The 16,716-nt window shown below is 72.0% G+C and carries 13 protein-coding genes; 7 read left to right on the top strand and 6 right to left on the bottom strand.

The annotated features are described in order from the left end of the window. The first annotated feature begins 125 nt into the window (after positions 1-125). Together ABZ078_RS13440 and ABZ078_RS13435 are read left to right on the top strand one after the other, a co-directional pair. Positions 126-1,115: a helix-turn-helix domain-containing protein gene (locus tag ABZ078_RS13440; RefSeq protein WP_356574713.1), complete on the top strand. Its 990-nt coding sequence runs from the start codon at positions 126-128 to the stop codon at positions 1,113-1,115. Between the two features lie 92 nt (positions 1,116-1,207). Further along, positions 1,208-1,690: a DUF456 domain-containing protein gene (locus ABZ078_RS13435; protein ID WP_356574711.1), complete on the top strand. Its 483-nt coding sequence runs from the start codon at positions 1,208-1,210 to the stop codon at positions 1,688-1,690. A gap of 34 nt (positions 1,691-1,724) precedes the next feature. Here the strand turns inward: ABZ078_RS13435 and ABZ078_RS13430 are convergent, their stop codons facing one another. The 6 genes from ABZ078_RS13430 to ABZ078_RS13405 form a co-directional block, all read right to left on the bottom strand. Beyond that, positions 1,725-2,243 carry a methylated-DNA--[protein]-cysteine S-methyltransferase gene (locus tag ABZ078_RS13430; protein WP_356574709.1) on the bottom strand — a complete coding sequence of 173 codons (519 nt, stop codon included), beginning with the start codon at positions 2,241-2,243 and terminating at the stop codon, positions 1,725-1,727. Next, positions 2,243-3,817: an AlkA N-terminal domain-containing protein gene (locus ABZ078_RS13425; RefSeq protein WP_356574783.1), complete on the bottom strand. Its 1,575-nt coding sequence runs from the start codon at positions 3,815-3,817 to the stop codon at positions 2,243-2,245. Before ABZ078_RS13425 ends, ABZ078_RS13430 begins: the two co-directional genes overlap by 1 nt. 104 nt (positions 3,818-3,921) lie before the next feature. Continuing rightward, the gene (rsgA, locus tag ABZ078_RS13420; RefSeq protein ID WP_356574707.1) at positions 3,922-5,013 is read right to left on the bottom strand and encodes a ribosome small subunit-dependent GTPase A; all 1,092 of its coding nucleotides are present in this window, start codon (positions 5,011-5,013) and stop codon (positions 3,922-3,924) included. Between the two features lie 230 nt (positions 5,014-5,243). Further along, complete coding sequence (locus ABZ078_RS13415) at positions 5,244-6,737, bottom strand: cellulose-binding domain-containing protein (RefSeq protein ID WP_356574705.1); 1,494 nt, start codon at positions 6,735-6,737, stop codon at positions 5,244-5,246. A 306-nt stretch (positions 6,738-7,043) separates the two neighbouring features. After that, positions 7,044-8,363: a radical SAM protein gene (locus ABZ078_RS13410; RefSeq protein WP_356574704.1), complete on the bottom strand. Its 1,320-nt coding sequence runs from the start codon at positions 8,361-8,363 to the stop codon at positions 7,044-7,046. A gap of 1,242 nt (positions 8,364-9,605) precedes the next feature. After that, a complete protein-coding gene (locus tag ABZ078_RS13405; protein ID WP_356574781.1) occupies positions 9,606-10,583 on the bottom strand; it encodes a hydroxyacid dehydrogenase in 978 nt (325 codons plus the stop codon). A 137-nt stretch (positions 10,584-10,720) separates the two neighbouring features. Between ABZ078_RS13405 and ABZ078_RS13400 the strand changes: the two genes are divergently transcribed. The 5 genes from ABZ078_RS13400 (at position 10,721) to ABZ078_RS13380 (ending at position 16,712) form a co-directional block, all read left to right on the top strand. Next, positions 10,721-11,974: an FAD-binding protein gene (locus ABZ078_RS13400; protein WP_356574702.1), complete on the top strand. Its 1,254-nt coding sequence runs from the start codon at positions 10,721-10,723 to the stop codon at positions 11,972-11,974. Positions 11,975-12,098: 124 nt separating this feature from the next. After that, positions 12,099-13,346, top strand: a complete 1,248-nt coding sequence (locus ABZ078_RS13395) for an ROK family protein (RefSeq protein WP_356574700.1) — start codon at positions 12,099-12,101, stop codon at positions 13,344-13,346. A 230-nt stretch (positions 13,347-13,576) separates the two neighbouring features. Continuing rightward, entirely contained in the window at positions 13,577-14,839 is a 1,263-nt protein-coding gene (locus tag ABZ078_RS13390; protein WP_356574698.1) for a sugar ABC transporter substrate-binding protein, read from the top strand. 20 nt (positions 14,840-14,859) lie between these two features. Beyond that, positions 14,860-15,831 (top strand): sugar ABC transporter permease, encoded by a 972-nt coding sequence (locus ABZ078_RS13385; RefSeq protein WP_356574696.1) that lies wholly within the window; start codon positions 14,860-14,862, stop codon positions 15,829-15,831. Continuing rightward, on the top strand, positions 15,828-16,712 hold the full coding sequence (locus tag ABZ078_RS13380) for a carbohydrate ABC transporter permease (protein ID WP_356574694.1): 885 nt from the start codon (positions 15,828-15,830) through the stop codon (positions 16,710-16,712). The genes ABZ078_RS13385 and ABZ078_RS13380 overlap by 4 nt, the downstream gene beginning before the upstream one ends. Positions 16,713-16,716 lie beyond the last annotated feature (4 nt).

Below are 16,716 nucleotides of genomic sequence, written 5' to 3'. Positions count from 1 at the left end.
GCGGTGGCGCCACCTTGGCAGAGTGGCGGGTGATACGGCGATGATGTGCCGAGGCGGTTTTGCGCCGTGGCCGCTTTCCGCCATGGACCGGACGCCGGTGTTCGCTCGGGGAGGGGCGCAAGCTGATGCTGGGAGTGATCGGTCTCGACGAGACGCACGAGTCGGCCTACCGGGCGCTCGTGTCCGTGGGCGCCGCCGACGTACCCGATCTCGCGCGGCGGCTCACGCTCGGCGAGCACGACACCGAGCGCGCCCTGCGCCGCCTGGAGCGGCACGGCCTCGCGGCCCAGTCCTCCGCGCGGCCCGGCCGCTGGGTCGCGGCGCCCCCCGGGGTGGCGCTGGGCGCGCTGCTCACCCAGCAGCGGCACGAGCTGGAGAAGGCGGAGCTGGCGGCCGCGATGCTGGCCGAGGAGTACCGGGCGGCGGCCGCCGAGCCCGCCGTGCACGACCTGGTCGAGGTCGTGATCGGCGCGGCCGCGGTGTCCCAGCGCTTCCTCCAGCTCCAGCTCGGGGCGAGCGAGGAGGTGTGCGCGCTGGTCACCGGCACCCCCGTCGCCGTCACCGGCCCGGAGAACGACGCGGAGGCACAGGCAGCCGGTCGCGGCGTGCGCTACCGGGTGGTCCTGGAGCGCTCGGTGCTCGACCAGCCGCACGGCATCACCGAGCTGTCCGCCGCCCTCGGCCGCGAGGAGCAGATCCGGGTCGTGGACCGGGTGCCGACCAAGCTGGTGATCGCCGACCGGACGCTGGCCCTGGTGCCGCTCACCTCGCACACCACGGAACCGGCCGCGCTGGTCGTCCACGCGAGCGGGCTGCTGGAGCTGCTGTCCGGGCTGTTCGAGTCGGTGTGGCGGGAGGCGCTGCCGGTACGCCTCGGCGCGGCCGGCGTCACCGAGCAGGGGCCGGACGGGCCCGACGACACCGACCTGGAGGTGCTCTCCCTGCTGCTGGCCGGCCTGACCGACGCGAGCGTGGCCAAACAGCTCGACCTGGGCCTGCGGACCGTGCAGCGCCGGGTGAAGCGGCTGATGGAGCTGACCGGGGTGACGACACGGCTGCAGCTCGGGTGGCACGCGTACGAGCGCGGGTGGGTGGCGCGGGAGCGGCAGGGGTGAGCGCAGGGCCGTTCCGGCACCCGGGCCCTGGGGCACCCCCGCTCCGACAAGGCTGATCTGCGCGTTCTCGCTGCCTCCGGCACTCTGGTCAGATGGGAGTGTGGGACCTCGTGCTGGTCGGCCTGGTCCTCCTGCTCGGCCTGTGCGGAGTGCTGGTGCCCGGTGTGCCGGGGTCGTGGCTGGTGTGGGCCGCGGTCATGTGGTGGGCGCTGCAGGACCCCCAGCCCGTCGCGTGGTGGGTGCTCGTGGGGGCCACGGTCGTGCTGTTCCTCTCCCAGGTGGTGCGGTGGGCGTTGCCGCCCCGCCGACTGCGCCCGAGCTGGGCGAGCCCGCGCGTGGCCGGGTATGCCGGAGCGGGGTCCTTGCTGGGCTTCTTCCTGATCCCCGTGCTGGGCGCGATCCCCGGCTTCATGGCCGGCGTCTACGTCGCGGAACGCCTCCGGCTGGGCCGCCACGGCGAGGCGGTGGCCGCGCTGCGGACGGCGATGCGCTCGGGCGGGTCCAGCGTCCTGACGGAGCTGTTCACGTGCCTGCTGATCGCGGGGGCGTGGGTGGGAGCGGTGTTCTGGGGCTGAGTCCCGGCACGTCGTCCGGGCCGGCAGCCGCTGCCTACGGAAGCGTCCCCTCCAGCCTCAGCAGCCGTAGCTTGCGCTCCAGGCCGCCCGCGTAGCCGGTCAGTGAGCCGTCGGCGCCGATCACACGGTGGCACGGGCGGACGATCAGCAGCGGGTTGGCACCGATCGCGCCGCCGACGGCGCGTACGGCGGCGCGGGAGGCGCCGATCCGCGCGGCGATCTCGCCGTACGTCGTCGTGGCCCCGTAGGGAACGGCGTCCAGGGCGGCCCAGACCCTCTCCCGGAACTCGCTGCCGTCGGTGCTCGTCTCCAGCCGGAACTCCTTGAGCTCACCGGCGAAGTAGGCGGCGAGCTGTTCCTCGGCCGCGCGGAACAGCGCGGGGTCGCGCCGCCAGCCGTCCTGGACGGTACGGCCGCCCTTCTGGCCGGGCACGGACAGGGACGTCAGGGCGCCGGTGGCGGGGTCGGCGGTGAGGAGGAGGGTGCCGACGGGGCTGTCGAGCTCGGTCCAGTGGGCCGGGGCGGCCATGGTGGTCCCGGTGGTCGTGGTCATCAGTACTCCAGCTCCCCTGCTGCACGCAGGTGTTGTGAGGCGTAGGAGCGCCAGGGGCGCCAGCTGTCGGGGGCGTCGTCGACGCCGGGCGGGGCGACGTCCGGGTCGCCGAGGGCACGGGTGCGGATGCGGGCGATCGTCCGGTCGCCCAGCCCGGGCACGCCGAGCAGCGCGGCCGTCGCGTCGTCCCGGTCGGCGCCCGGATCCAGCCGTACGGCACCGTCGGCGAGGGCGGCGGCGAGCGCGCCCAGCGGCCCGGCGGGCTCGGCCTCGGCGAGGACGGCCGGTTCGGGGAACAGGTGGGTGAGGCTGCCGCAGGGCGCGTCGAGCGCCTTGCCGTACCGCCGCACCAGCCGCTCGGCCTCCGCCCGCCCCACCAGCGCCCGCACGGCCAGTTCGTCCGGATCCGCGGCGCCGGGCGACCGCAGCCCCGGCCGGGCGGCCACCATCGGCCCGAGCCTGGGATCGGCGCCGAGCCGCTCGTCGACGGCGTACGGATCGGCGTCCAGGTCGAACAGCCTGCGCAGCCGGTGGACGGCGGTGGTCAGATCGCGGGGATCGGAGAGGTGGAGGCGGGCGTCGAGCCAGCCGCCGGGGTGGGTGGCGGTGGTGGCCGCGGTGCGGGGGCGGGAGACGGCCCGGGGCGACGCCGCCGGGGCGCCGGGAGCGGCCGACGGGTCCGGGGTGCCCGGCCCGGGGACCGGCACGCGTGCCGGCACGGACGGCGGAGCCGACGTGCCCAGCCGCACGGCATCACCGAGCTGTCCGGCCGCAGGTGCCCGCCTCCCCGTGTCGCCGAGTCGCTCCCGCACCGCGACGATGCCGGTGCCGTGGGGCAGCCGCAGGGTGCGGCGGTACGTGCGGCGCCCGACCGGCCAGCTGACGTCCTCGACGCCCGGTACGGCCTCGTGCGCCAGCAGGTCGAAGACGGCGCCGACCTGGTACGGCCCCCGGTACGCGAGCCGCAGCGGTATCCCGGCCGACGGGGTGCCCGCGCGCCGGGTGCCGTGGCCGCTCCTCGGTGCGGCGGCGCGCAGCTCGCTCGGCGTCGACGCGTACACCTCCCGGATCGTGTCGTTGAACTGCCGCACGCTGGCGAACCCGGCGGCGAAGGCGATCTCGGTGACCGGCAGCCCGGTGGTCTGCAGGAGCACACGCGCGGTGTGCGCCCGCTGGGCCCGGGCCAGCGCGACCGGCCCGGCGCCGAGCTCGGCGGTGAGCTGCCGCTGGACCTGCCGCGCGCTGTACCCCAGCCGCGCGGCGAGCCCGGCGACGCCCTCGCGGTCGACGACCCCGTCACCGATCAGCCGCATGGCCCGCCCGACCACGTCGGCCCGCACATTCCACTCGGCGGACCCGGGCACGGCGTCCGGCCGGCACCGCCGGCAGGCCCGGAAACCCGAGCCCTGCGCGGCGGCGGCCGTCGCGAAGAACCGCACGTTGCGCCGCTTCGGCGTGACCGCCGGGCAGCTGGGGCGGCAGTAGATGCCGGTCGTCTCGACGGCGAAGAAGAACGCGCCGTCGAACCGGGCGTCCCGGCTGCGCACCGCCTCGTACCTGGTGTCCTCGTCCATCACGGTGTCCAGTCTCCGTCGCGGCCGGACGCGGTGCTGGCGGAAATCGGACACGGAAGCCGACCGGAGGATCACCGGAAGCCGACCGGAAGCCGACCCGGCCGCTACCGCCAGCCGCGCCGCTTCGCCTCCATCGCCGCCCTCCCCTCGGCCCCCTTGCGCTTCCAGTCCTTGCGGAGCTCGGCCCGGGCCCGCGCGTCCGTCTTGGCCACGATCCACTGGTTCTCCCGCATCAGCTTGCGGTAGCTCTCCAGTCGGCGCGGCGGCAGCGACCCCGCGTCGATCGCGGCCAGTACGGCGCATCCGGGCTCGCTCTCGTGCGCGCAGTCGTGGAAGCGGCACTGCCGGCCCAGTTCCTCGATCTCGGCGAAGACCTGCCCGACCCCTGTCCCGGCGTCCCAGAGCCCGACGCCGCGCAGCCCGGGCGTGTCGATCAGGACGCCGCCGCCCGGCAGGGCGAGGAGGTTGCGCGTGGTGGTCGTGTGGCGGCCCTTGCCGTCGACGTCGCGCGCGGCCTGGACCTCCATCACGTCCTCGCCGAGCAGCGCGTTCGCGAGCGTCGACTTGCCCGCGCCGGACTGTCCGAGCAGCACGGACGTACCGCCGCCCACGATCGCGGTGAGGACGTCGAGCCCCTCGCCCAGCGCCGCGCTGACCGTCAGCACGGGCACGCCGGGAGCCGTGGTCTCCACGTCCTGGACCAGGTACGACAGCGTCGCCGCGTCGGGCACGAGGTCGGCCTTGGTGAGCACCACGACCGGCTGCGCGCCCGACTCCCAGGCGAGCGCCAGGAACCGCTCGATCCGCCCGAGGTCGAGCTCGACGGCGAGGGACACGGCGACGATGGCGTGGTCGACGTTGGCGGCGAGGATCTGCCCCTCGGACCGCTTGGAGGAGGTGGAGCGCACGAAGGCGGTACGGCGCGGCAGATACGCGCGTACGTACCGGGGGCTCCCCGCGGGCTCGACGGCGACCCAGTCACCGGTGCACACGACCCGCAGCGGATCGTGCGGGGTGACGAAGGCCGTGTCGGCCCGTACGACACCGTCGGCGGTGACGACGTCGCACTGCCCGCGGTCGACCCGCACGACCCGTCCGGGCAGCAGCCCTTCGGTGTCGTACGAGGTGAACGCGTCGGCCCAGGCCGAGTCCCAGCCGTAGGGAGCCAACGCGGAGAAAACAGAGGTGGAAGTCAACGGGTGACCCTTCACAAGGGTGGCCCCGGCAGCCGCGTATTCAGGACGCGGAGAGGTGAGGTGGGATCAGCCGGCGGCCACGGAGGTGGACTTGACGAACTGGATGCGGGCAACGCTCATCGCAAAGACAGCCATCGGTCGACACCTCCTCACTCATGCTCGCTCGGCGCGGCGGCCCTCGGCCACCGCTGTGAACCACCGTCACTCTAGCCCGGCCCCTCGACGGCCCGTCAACTGGTTTTCGCGCAGTCGTGCCCGTTCAGCGCGAAGTCGTACCCCGCGGAGTTCTCTCCGTCCCGGGAGGCGAGGAAGCCGAAGGAGAGGGTGCCGTTCGCGGGGACCGTCCTGTTGTAGTCGGCGGCGGTGGCCGTGACGCGGGAGCCGTTCTGGGCGAAGCGCGCGTCCCACATCTGGCCGACCTCCTGCCCGTCCCGGAAGGACCAGGCGACGCGCCAGTCGTCGAGGGCCCGTTCGGTGGTGACGTGGATGGTGGCCTGGAAACCGTCGGGCCATTCGTTGACGAGCTCGTACTCGACGCTGCAGGTCGGCGGCGCGCTCCTCGACGGGGCCGGGCCCTCCTCTTCGGACGTGTCCGAGGTGGTGCCCTGCGGTCCGGGCTCGGGCTTCTTCCGTTCGGGAGGGTCGTCGTCGGTCGTGGCACTCTTCGACGGCTCCGGGGAGCTCTCGGAGGGCTGTGTGGCGCCGACGACCGGCAGGGACAGGCCGGGGTCGGCGACCGGCTCACGGTCGGACGGGGCACCGCCCGCGGTGGCGTCGTCGCCGGTGGAGCCGCCCGGCACCATCGACACCGCGAGGGCCAGCAGGGAGACGAGGACGGCGGCGACGAGGAGGCCGCTGCGCACGACGCGCGCCTTCTGCGCGCCGGGGTTCGGCGGCTCGGCGTCCGCCTCCGGCCCGTCGGTTCCTGAGGTGCCGAGGCGTACCTCGGCGGCTCGGCGGCGGCGCTCCAGATAGGCGAGGCCGCCCCAGCCGATCACACCGCCGGCCAGGGCCCCGGGCAGCCCGCCGCCGTGCGGCCGCAGACAGGCGGCGGCCTCGGCGCACCGCACGCAGGTGGCGAGGTGGCGGGAGAGGTCGCCGGGGGCCTCGGCGCCGGTCGAGCGGGTGACGGCGTCGAGGAGGCGGGCGTAACTGCGGCACCTCGCGTCCATCGGCGTGTCCAGCTGGTTGCGCCGGCAGCGGTCCCGGAACAGGCTGCGGACCTGGGCGAGTTCGTCGGACAGGGTGGCCGGGTCGAGGCCGAGCCGGCGGGCCACCACGGCGGGCGGCAGCGCCTCCACCTCGGCCAGCCACAGCAGCGCCGCGTCCGGTTCCTGCATGTCGCGCAGGCCGCGCAGCGCGAGCGGGCGCTGCAGCGGGGGTCCGGTGTAGCGGGCGGCCTTGTCGGAGTTGAGCCACAGACGCAGGTCGGGGTCGAGCTTGTGGCCCTGCCCGCTCTCCTCCCAGGCGGCCGCCGTGGTGCGTACGGCGGTCAGCAGCAGGGGGACGCGGGGCAGGCGGGACGGGCGGCGGCCCGTGCTTCTGAGGGTCCCGGACTCGGTCTCACGGGCCTCACGTATGCCGGCCGAGAAGGCCTCGGCGGCGAGCTGGCGTGCCGCGGCGGAGCCGGCCGTGCACAGATCGGCGTACGACAGCACGGCGTCCCAGCACTCGGAGAACAGCGCGGCCTCGGTGGCGTCCTGAGGGGTCGGCAGGTCGGGCATGGGTCTCCTGCATCCACGTGCGAGGTCAACTCGCCATATTGGCAAATGGAGTTGGGGGGAACCTCGCGGCAGGACAGGAGCCTTTCACGGAGCCGACACAACTGACAAGCGCTGTGTTCAGATGTCAGGACAGCCGCCGCGCCGCGCAACTTCAGTCCCTTGTACGGATGTCGGCCCCGTCAGTCTCACCCACCCCGCAAGGTTCCTCACTCAACCGCAGTGTTCCTCATCCACACCGACGTGTCTCATCCACACCGCGTTGTCTCATCCCCACCGCGTTGTCTCATCCCCACCGCACGTCCCCACCTATACCGTCGCGGTCCCCTCCGCCGGAAGGCTGTCCATGAAGGAGCTGACCGAGAACACCGCGCGGCCGGGTCCGGGCGGGCCGTAGCCGGGGGGCGAGGACAGGCCGAAGTCGTCCATGGTGGCGCGGTAGGCCTCGAGCAGGCGGATGTGGTACTCCAGCGGCGCGCCCTGCGGGTTGGCCTTGCCGAGCGGGGTCGTCGGCTCCGGGCACCAGGTGGTGAACCGGGGCGTGATCCCGTGGGACATGAAGAACCGCAGCCCCTCCGTCGTCGACGCGATGGCCTCGTCGACGGATCCGAAGCCGAAGGGCTCCGCCATCTCCACGCCGGCCACGAAGTTGGGGATGACGTTGCGCGCGCCGAAGACGTCGGCGGAGTCCAGGATCCGCTTGTGCCACTCGTCGCGGCCGACGTACCGCTCCTTGCCGGGGCAGTACAGCTCGAACAGCCGGCGGTCCCACACCTCGAAGTTGGGGTGGTAGATCTGCACGCCGTAGTCCTTGAACCGCTGGACGTCGTCACGCGGCAGCGCCTGGGCGACGACCTTGCCGATCCAGCGGCCCGGGAAGCGTTCTTCGATGGCCTTGGCGTAGTGCCCGTAGAAGTCGGCCTCGTCGCGCCCGGCGACGGTCTTGGTGATCGCGCCGCCGGTGAGGGTGTACGCGGTGGACGCCTTGGCGGTGTCGTACCGGTCGATGATCTCCAGGGCCTCCAGGACCTCCTCGACGTCCTTGACCCCGGTGTACGGGCGGCCTGCCGCCTTGTGCTGGCGCCAGTTGTGGTTGATGTCGCAGTACTGGCACTCCTCCTTGGCGCCGAAGTACTGGCAGACCCGGAAGACGGTGAGGTAGATCAGGTAGCCCCACTGGATGGTGGGGGCGACCTCCATGACCGACTTCCCGTTGGCGAGGGTGTGGCGGTAGTACTCCGGCATGGGCGGCACACCGACGTCGGAGATCCGCCTGCCGTCGAGGTAGAGCCCGAGCATGCCCTCCTCGTCGGCCGCGACCCGATAGGGCGACGACGGGTTCACGCGTACGGAGACGACGGTCCGCCTCAGGTCGTACGGCCCACCGGTGAGGATGATCTCCTCCGGCGGACGCCGCAGCGCGGCCTCGCCCAGCTCGGGCAGGGTCCCGTGGTCGAAGGAGAAGATGAAGTACGACTTCGGCTTGACCTCGCCCCCCTCGTTGTCGCTGAGGGCCGACGGGTCGAAGGCCACGCCGCCCCGGAGCAGATCCTCCTTGAAGACGGCTTCCCGCGGCACGTGCGGAAACCGCTCCATCAGATCCTCGACCAGTGCGGTTCGGCTGCCCATCCGCAATCTCCTCCCGGCTCAGGCGTACGACTCCTCACGTTATGCCCCTGCCCGGGCGCGAGTGGCGCCGGGTCCCCCCGAGAGCGACCACAGCCCCGGGAACGCCCTGCGAACACCTCCCGGCCAGCTCTGCACTCCGGCCCCGCACGACGACATGCCCCACCCCGCCAGCGAGCCGCCCCGACTTCCCCACCAAGAACCGAGACACCGGCAAAGCCCCACACGCCGCCCCGCGGGATCGGTCACCGCACCCCGCCCTCGTCGTCACGCACCCCGCCCCAGGGCCACACGACGACATCCCCCACCCCTGCAGCGAGCCACGCCCCGTTATCTTCTTCGCGGTCCTGCAAGAGGGCCGCTGGCCTCCGGGCCCGGGATGACTGGTGCCCCTTGTCGAACGGATGACCTGGGGGGTGGGGTCACCGGGCCCGAGGGGTGCCGTCGGAGCCCCCTGCCGACAGACCGAGACTCCGACGCAGCCCCAGAAGCGCCACGCCACCGCGACCGGCCACCGCAGCCACTCAAGCCCCCACCCCGAGACGAGCCGCCCCGACTTCCCAACGCGGGAGCGGCCGCCGCACCCCGTCCCGCACACTCAGACATCCCGCCCCAGGTCCACACGACGACATCCCCCCACCCCTGCAGCGAGCGACGCCGAGCCCCCTTCCGACAGACCGGACGCCGGCTGAGCCACTGAGCGGCATCCCGCGCGGACCGGTCCCCGCCACCCGTCCCGCTGGCCCAGGGGTCCGCACCACCCCCGCACGAGGACAAGCCCCCCACCCCCGTACAGGCCGCCCCCGGCTTCCCACCCAAGAGCTGAGACACCGGCAGAGACCCACGCGCCGTCCCGACGGGAGCGGTCACCGCACCCCAACCCGGTCGTCACTCACCCCGCCCCAGGTCCGCACGACGGCATCCCCCCATCCCGGCAGCGAGCCACGCCGCCCCCCTCCCGACAGGCAGGGACGCCGACAAGGACTCACAAGTGCCACCTCACCGCAGCCGGCCACCGCACCCCGCCGCGCCCGCTCAAGCCCTCACGCCGACCCGCACGACGACGACATGCCCCCCGGCACGAGCCGCCCCGCTCCCCCAGCACCCCCGCCCCAGAACCGCGCACGCCGACATGCCCCACCCCGCCGGCGAGCCACGCCGCCCCCTGCCGACAGGCCAAGGCACCGACAAACACCCGCGAACGGCGTCCCACGCGGACCGCTCCCCGCGACCCGACCCGCTCGCTCACGCCTCCCGGGCCAGCGCCGTGGGATCGACGGGATACGCCAGCTCCCCTCCCGACAGCAGCCGTTCGGCTTCCTCCGCGACCGTGAGGCCGAGGCGGGCCGTCTCGTTGCCCTGGGAGCCGGCAAGGTGCGGGGTGAGGAAGGCGTTCGGCAGGTCGTACAGGGGGGAGTCGGCGGGCAGCGGCTCGGGGTCGGTGACGTCGAGGATCGCGGAGAGGCGGCCGGTGCGGAGTTCGGCGATCAGGGCCTCGTGGTCGAGCAGGGCGCCGCGCGCGGTGTTGATCAGGACCGCTCCGTCGGGCATCAGGGCCAGCTCGCGGGCGCCGATGAGGTGGCGGGTCTCCGGAGTCTCGGGGGCGTGCACGGTGACGACGTCCGAGGTGCGCAGGAGGTCGTCCGGTGGCAGCAGCGGTACGCCCAGCGCGGTGGCGCCCGCCTCGTCGACGTACGGGTCGGTGAGGCTCACGACCAGGTCGAAGGGCCGCAGCAGCTCGATCACCTTGCGGCCGATGCGGGAGGCGCCGATGACGCCGACCCGGCGGCCGTGGTTGCCGATGCCGGGGACGAGCCCCCAGCCGGGGAAGGCGCGCTCGGTGCGCAGGCGGTCGCGGGCGGCGAAGAGGTCCTTCCCGGTGAGCAGGATCATGGCGAGCGTGTACTCGGCCACCGGGACGGCGTTGGCGACGGCGGCCGAGCTCACCGCGATGCCCCGCCGCCACAGCTCGGGCGTGGCGAGGCTCTTGACCGAGCCGGCCGAGTGCAGCACGGCGCGCAGCCTCGGTGCGGCGTCGAGGACGGCCGCGTCGAGGCGGGGGCAGCCCCAGCCGGTGACGAGGATCTCGGTGCGGGCGAGTGCGTCCTTCAGGCGCGGGTCCGTGAGGTCCTCGGCCACCAGGGCGGGGTCGATGTCCACCGACCTGCGCAGCCGCTGGAGCACCTCCGGCGGGAAGACCTGCGGCACGTTCTGGGCGGACATGGCGAACACGGCGTGCGCCAGCTGGGTCAAGGACGTGGCCTCCGGCTCGGCGAGGTGGGGATGGAAAGCGGTCTCTACGGTAGGCAGCCGCGGATGAGAGGGTCAACGCACACGGCTCACCTCGAAGGGCGGCAAGGATGACGGAGACGATCACCAACTGGGCGGGCAACATCACCTACTCCGCCAAGGAGTTGCACCGGCCGTACTCGCTCGACGCGATCAGCGCCCTGGTGGCGGGGAGTTCGAAGGTGCGGGTGCTGGGCAGCGGGCACTCCTTCAACGAGATCGCCGAGCCGGGCCCCGAGGGCGTCCTGCTGTCGATCGCCGGCCTGCCGCCGGTGATCGACGTGGACCGCGCGGCGCGTACGGTGCGGGTCTCGGGCGGCGTACGGTACGCCGAGCTCGCCCGGGCGGTGTACGTGCACGGGCTCGCGCTGCCGAACATGGCGTCGCTGCCGCACATCTCGGTGGCCGGCTCGGTCGCCACCGGCACGCACGGGTCGGGCGTCGGCAACGGTCCGCTGGCCGCGTCCGTGCGGGAGGTGGAGCTGGTCACGGCGGACGGGTCGGTGGTGACCGTCGGGCGGGACGACGGGCGGTTCGGCGGTGCCGTCACCTCGCTGGGCGCCCTCGGTGTCGTCACGGCCCTCACCCTCGACCTGGAGCCGTCCTTCGACGTCGAGCAGCACGTCTTCACCGAACTGCCCCTGACCGGGCTGGACCCGGCCGGGTTCGAGTCGGTGATGGCGGCGGCGTACAGCGTGAGCCTGTTCACCGACTGGCGTGAGCCGGGCTTCCGGCAGGTGTGGCTCAAGCGGCGCACCGACCAGCCGCTGCCGGACTTCACCCGGGCGGCGCCGGCCGCCGAGAAGCTGCACCCGGTGCCGGGGATGCCCGCGGTGAACTGCACGGAGCAGTTCGGGGTGCCGGGTCCGTGGCATCAGCGGCTGCCGCACTTCCGGGCGGAGTTCACGCCGAGCAGCGGGGCGGAGTTGCAGTCGGAGTACCTGCTGCCGCGCGAGTACGCCCTCGACGCGCTGCACGCGCTCGACGGGATACGGTCGACGGTCGCCCCCGTGCTCCAGACCTGCGAGGTGCGGACGGTCGCCGCCGACGACCAGTGGCTCAGCCCTTCCTACGGACGGGACAGTGTGGCGCTGCACTTCACGTGGATCGAGGACACCGCGGCCGTGGTGCCGGTGGTGCGGCGGCTGGAGGAGGCGCTGGACGCCTTCGCGCCGCGGCCGCACTGGGGGAAGGTCTTCACGGTGCCGGCGCGGGTGCTGCGCGGGCGGTATCCGCGGCTGGGCGACTTCCGGGCGCTCGCGCGGGAGCTGGACCCGGGGCGGAAATTCGCCAACGCCTTCGTGCGGGAGATACTGGGTGACTGAGCTTGAGGGGACTTCGTAAACCCCCTTTCCTAACCCCTTGTCGAAAGTCCCCGCAGGCCATAGCCTTGCGCCGCGCCGGTGCCGACGACGACCCGGCCTGAGCGAAGGGACGGGGGCACCACCGGTGAAGCGCACATCACGCGACATCCGCACCGCGAACCGCTACGAGGTGCTGCGCCAGATCATCGCCGCGTCGCCCACCTCCCGGCAGGAGCTGGCGGCCGCCACCGGTCTCAGTCTCGCCACGGTCGCCACCCTCGTGGGCGAGCTGCTCGACCTCCGGATGATCACGGAGGTCGGGTTCGAGGACTCGGCCGGCGGCCGCCCCCGCGGGCTCGTGGCCGTCAACACCTCCGGCGGGGCGCTGATCGGCGTCGACATCGCGGAGACGTACGTCCATGTCGAGCTGTTCGACCTCGGGCTGAACGTGCTGGCCCGCGCCGAGGAGGACGTCCGCCCCGGCGAGAGCCTGCCCGAGCAGGTGGTCGGCCATGTCGCCGCCGTCGTCGGCTCGGTCGTGGCGCAGGCCGGTGTGGAGGGCGCCCGGGTGCTCGGCGTCGGGGTGAGCGTGCCGGGGCAGGTCGACCGGGCCACCGGCATCTCGGAGTACGCGCCCAACTGGGACTGGCACGACGTGCCGCTGCTCGACCTGCTCACCGAGCACATCGCCTATCCGCTGTACCTGGACAACCCGCTGCGCGCCTCCGCGGTGGCCGAACTGTGGTTCGGGGCCGCGCGCGGGCGCGGGGACGCCGTGGTCGTCAACCTCGGGACCGGGGTGGGTGCGGGGCTGGTCCTGGGCGGCGGGCTGCACCGGGGCGTCAGCAACAGCGCGGGCGAGTGGGGCCACACCACGATCGTCCTGGACGGCAGGCTGTGCCGCTGCGGCAAGCACGGCTGCGTGGAGGCGTACGTCGGCGCGTCCGGGATCATGCTGACCCTGCGGGAGTTGAGCGCCGACAGCGCGCTGCTGCACCCCGAGGACCAGACGGCCACCATCGCCGCGCTGGCCCGCGGGGTGCGCGGGCAGGACCCGGTGGCGCTCAAGGCGCTCCGCGACACCGTCCGCTACCTGGCCGCCGGGATCGCCGACCTGGTCAACCTGTTCAACCCCGAGGTCGTCGTGCTCAGCAGCTGGGTCGCGAGCGCGCTCGGCGAGCCCCTGGTCGCCGAGGTCCGCGAGGCCGTCGCCCGGCACGCGCTGCCGCGGCCGATGGCCGCCACCGAGATCGTCCTGTCCCCCATTCCCACCGACCCCGTGTGCCTGGGCGCGGCGACGTTCGCGCTGGAAGGGGCGCTGCAGTCGGTGGGGCAGCGGACCGGAGCCAAGCGGGCCACCCCCGCGAGGAGCCGTAACGCACCACCTTCCTGACCACGGCGGGCGTGCGCAGGAGAGTGGGCCGCGGTGCGGCGGCCCCCGACCCCGCCACGTCCGGTATTCCGAACGCCGCACAACGCTTCGCACAGACTTCGTCCAACCCCTTGCCGAAGCCTTAGCCGAAGGTTAACGTCCCGCACCGCAACCCCATTTGAGCCAACTGGCGCTGAGCCGCTCCGGCCACGGGCACAGGGCGCAGCCGCACTCGAGACAAGGACGTCAGCATGTCGGCATCGAGCAACACCAACTGGGACCGCCGAAACGTTCTGCGGGCCGCGATGGGCCTGGCGGCCGCGGGCGGGCTGGCCGCGTGCGGCAGCAACACCGGCCGGGGCAACTCAGGCTCGGGGGACGGCCTCGTCCAGTACTTCCACGCGTACGGCGAGGCCGGTGTGGAGCAGGCCGTCAAGCGCTACGCGAAGGCCTACAAGGAAGCCAACGTCACCACCCAGTGGATCACGGGCAACAACTTCGAGCAGAAGCTGTTCGCCGCGCTGCTCACCAAGAACGCGCCGGACGTCTTCGAGTTCCACCCGCAGATCCAGATGGTCAAGAGCGGTCAGGTGGCGGACCTGACCGACATCATCGAACCGGTCAAGGACGACTTCAACCCGGCCGACATCAAGTCGCACACGGTCGACGGGAAGATATACGGCGTCCGGATGATCGACGACCCGCAGTTCCTCTTCTACCGGCCCTCGCTGTTCGAGAAGGCGAAGATCGAGGTGCCGACCACGCTGGAGGAGCTGATCGAGGCCGCCGACAAGCTGACCACGAACAAGGTCAAGGGCCTCTTCCTCGGCAACGACCTGACCTCGATCGACCGCCCGCTGATCTGGTCGGCCGGCGCCGACACCCTCACCGAGGACAACCAGCCCGCCTTCAACACCGACGCCGTCGCCGAGGGCCTCAAGCAGTTGCGGGGTCTGTTCACCAGCGGCAACCTGCTCCTCGACGCCCCCGCCGACTCGTGGGACCCGTCGGCCCTCATCCAGGGCCTCACCGCCATGCAGTGGTGCGGCATGTGGGCCATGCCCGCCATGCAGAAGGCACTCGGCGACGACATCGGCATCTTCCCGTTCCCGAAGGTCGGCTCGGCCGGCAAGCAGTCGGTCTACAACGGCGGCTGGTCGATGTTCGTCAACGCCAAGGGCAAGAACGTCGACGCGGCCAAGGAATACGTCAAGTGGCTGTGGATCGACCAGAAGGAGTACCAGGAGGACTTCGCCACCTCCTACGGCTTCCACATCCCGCCGCGCACCTCGCTCGCCCAGTCCGCCGACAAGCTGAAGTCCGGCCTGCCGGCCGAGGGCGTCAAGCTCTTCAACGAGTTCGGCCACTTCGACAACATCGGCTGGACCCAGGCCATGATCGCCGCGTTCTGGGACGTGATCGCGAACACCGTCCGCAAGAACGGCGACCCGAAGGCCGCGCTCGACGCCTGTGAGAAGAAGGTCGACGCCGAGCTCAAGAAGCTCTTCGGTTAGGCCGCCGGACGGATCTCGACATGTCGACCACCACCACACCCGGGGTCGCCGAGAGCAGCCCCGCCCCGGCCAAGGTCTCCAAGGGCCGGCCGCGGCGGGGCCTCAGGGCGAGCAGCACCTTCAACTTCTGGCTCTTCACCGGGCCGTTCCTCATCGGCCTGATCATCTTCGTCTTCGTGCCCATCGGCTGGAGCATCTGGCTCAGCTTCTTCGAGGCGCGCTTCACCGTCACGCCGAGCAAGTTCGTCGGCTTCGACAACTACATAGACATCCTGACGAACGAGAACTTCCGCGGCTCGTTGGTCACGTTCACCGTGTTCGCGGCGTTCATCGTCCCGGCCACCTGGGCCATGTCGCTGGGCTTGGCGCTGCTGGTGAACCGCCTGACCTTCATGCGGGCGTTCTTCCGGTCGGTGTTCTTCCTGCCCACCGCGGTCAGCTACGTCGCCGCCGCGCTGATCTGGAAGATGTCCATCTTCAACGGCGTCCGCTTCGGCCTGGCCAACACCATCCTCAACTGGTTCGGTATCGACAACGTCGCCTGGCTCGCCAACCCCGATCCGCCCTGGTACTGGCTGGTCATCGTGACCGTCCGCCTCTGGCTCCAGTCCGGCTTCTACATGATCCTCTTCCTGGCGGCGCTGCAGAACATCCCGCGGGAGCTGTACGAGGCCGCCGCCATCGACGGCGCCAAGCCGGGCTGGCAGACCTTCCGGCACATCACCCTGCCCCAGCTGCGGGCGACCTCGACCGCGGTGATCCTGCTCCTGCTCATCGCGGCCTACCAGGCCTTCGACGAGTTCTTCAACCTGCTCTCCAAGGCCACGTGGGGCCAGCCGCCGCTGGTCGAGCTGTACAAGATGGCGCTGGGCCAGAACCAGAACTACGGCGTGGGCAGCGCCGGCGCGGTCGTCCTGACCCTGCTCATCTGCGTCGTGACCCTGTTGCAGGGCAAGATCATGGGCTTCGGAAGGGGTGAGGAGTCCAAGTGACCACCACAGCACCCGACATCAGCAAGGCCGCCAAGCCGGCCAAGGGCAAGCGCGGCGGCGGTGTCATCGGCAACACCGGCCTGTACATCGCGACCGGCGTCGCCGCCGTCCTCTTCCTGATCCCCTTCTACCTGATCGTCCGCAACGCCTTCATGACGGACCCGGAGATCACGGGCGAGGAATGGAAGTGGTTCCCCACCGACATCCAGTGGGGCAACATCACCGAGCCGTTCGACGACGTCACGGTCGACTTCGCCCAGTCCCTGTGGAACTCCGTGGTCGTCGCGGTCCTGCACACCGCGGGCATCCTGCTGATCTGCTCGATGGCCGGCTACGGTCTGGCCCGGATCCCGTACAGGCACGCCAACAAGGTCTTCTACGCCGTCCTGGTCACCCTGATGGTCCCCACGGCGGTCACCTTCGTGCCGAGCTTCGTTCTGGTCTCGTCCCTCGGCTGGGTGGACAGTTACCGAGGTCTCATCATCCCGGGCCTGTTCAGTGGTTTCACCTGCTTCCTGTTCCGGCAGTACTTCCTCGGGTTCCCGAAGGAGCTGGAGGAGGCGGCGCGCGTGGACGGACTCGGCTACTGGGGCTCGTACTGGCGCGTCGTCGTGCCGAACTCGCTGAACTTCTTCGCGGCGATCGCCACCATCACCTTCATCAACGGCTGGAACGCCTTCCTGTGGCCGCTGGTCATCGGTCAGGACCCCAGCGCCTGGACGGTCCAGGTCGCGCTCTCGTCGTACATGACCAACCAGACCGTCAACTACCACCTGATCTTCATGGCCACGGCCATTTCCATCCTGCCCCTGGTGTTCGTCTTCCTCTTCCTGCAGCGCTGGCTGGTGCAGGGGATCGCCCAGACCGGTATCAAGGGCTGACGCC

The sequence above is a fragment of the Streptomyces sp. NPDC006385 genome, assembly GCF_040612485.1.
Lineage (GTDB): Bacteria > Actinomycetota > Actinomycetes > Streptomycetales > Streptomycetaceae > Streptomyces.
This window is presented reverse-complemented; position numbering and strand designations above follow the sequence as displayed.

Excerpts from the sequence above, each read along its gene's own strand:
- ABZ078_RS13440 (WP_356574713.1), top strand. The coding sequence starts at position 126 with ATGCTGGGAGTGATCGGTCTCGACGAGACGCACGAGTCGGCCTACCGG.
- ABZ078_RS13435 (WP_356574711.1), top strand. The coding sequence starts at position 1,208 with ATGGGAGTGTGGGACCTCGTGCTGGTCGGCCTGGTCCTCCTGCTCGGC.
- ABZ078_RS13430 (WP_356574709.1), bottom strand. The coding sequence starts at position 2,243 with ATGACCACGACCACCGGGACCACCATGGCCGCCCCGGCCCACTGGACC.
- ABZ078_RS13425 (WP_356574783.1), bottom strand. The coding sequence starts at position 3,817 with ATGGACGAGGACACCAGGTACGAGGCGGTGCGCAGCCGGGACGCCCGG.
- ABZ078_RS13415 (WP_356574705.1), bottom strand. The coding sequence starts at position 6,737 with ATGCCCGACCTGCCGACCCCTCAGGACGCCACCGAGGCCGCGCTGTTC.
- ABZ078_RS13410 (WP_356574704.1), bottom strand. The coding sequence starts at position 8,363 with ATGGGCAGCCGAACCGCACTGGTCGAGGATCTGATGGAGCGGTTTCCG.
- ABZ078_RS13405 (WP_356574781.1), bottom strand. The coding sequence starts at position 10,583 with ATGTCCGCCCAGAACGTGCCGCAGGTCTTCCCGCCGGAGGTGCTCCAG.
- ABZ078_RS13400 (WP_356574702.1), top strand. The coding sequence starts at position 10,721 with ATGACGGAGACGATCACCAACTGGGCGGGCAACATCACCTACTCCGCC.
- ABZ078_RS13390 (WP_356574698.1), top strand. The coding sequence starts at position 13,577 with ATGTCGGCATCGAGCAACACCAACTGGGACCGCCGAAACGTTCTGCGG.
- ABZ078_RS13385 (WP_356574696.1), top strand. The coding sequence starts at position 14,860 with ATGTCGACCACCACCACACCCGGGGTCGCCGAGAGCAGCCCCGCCCCG.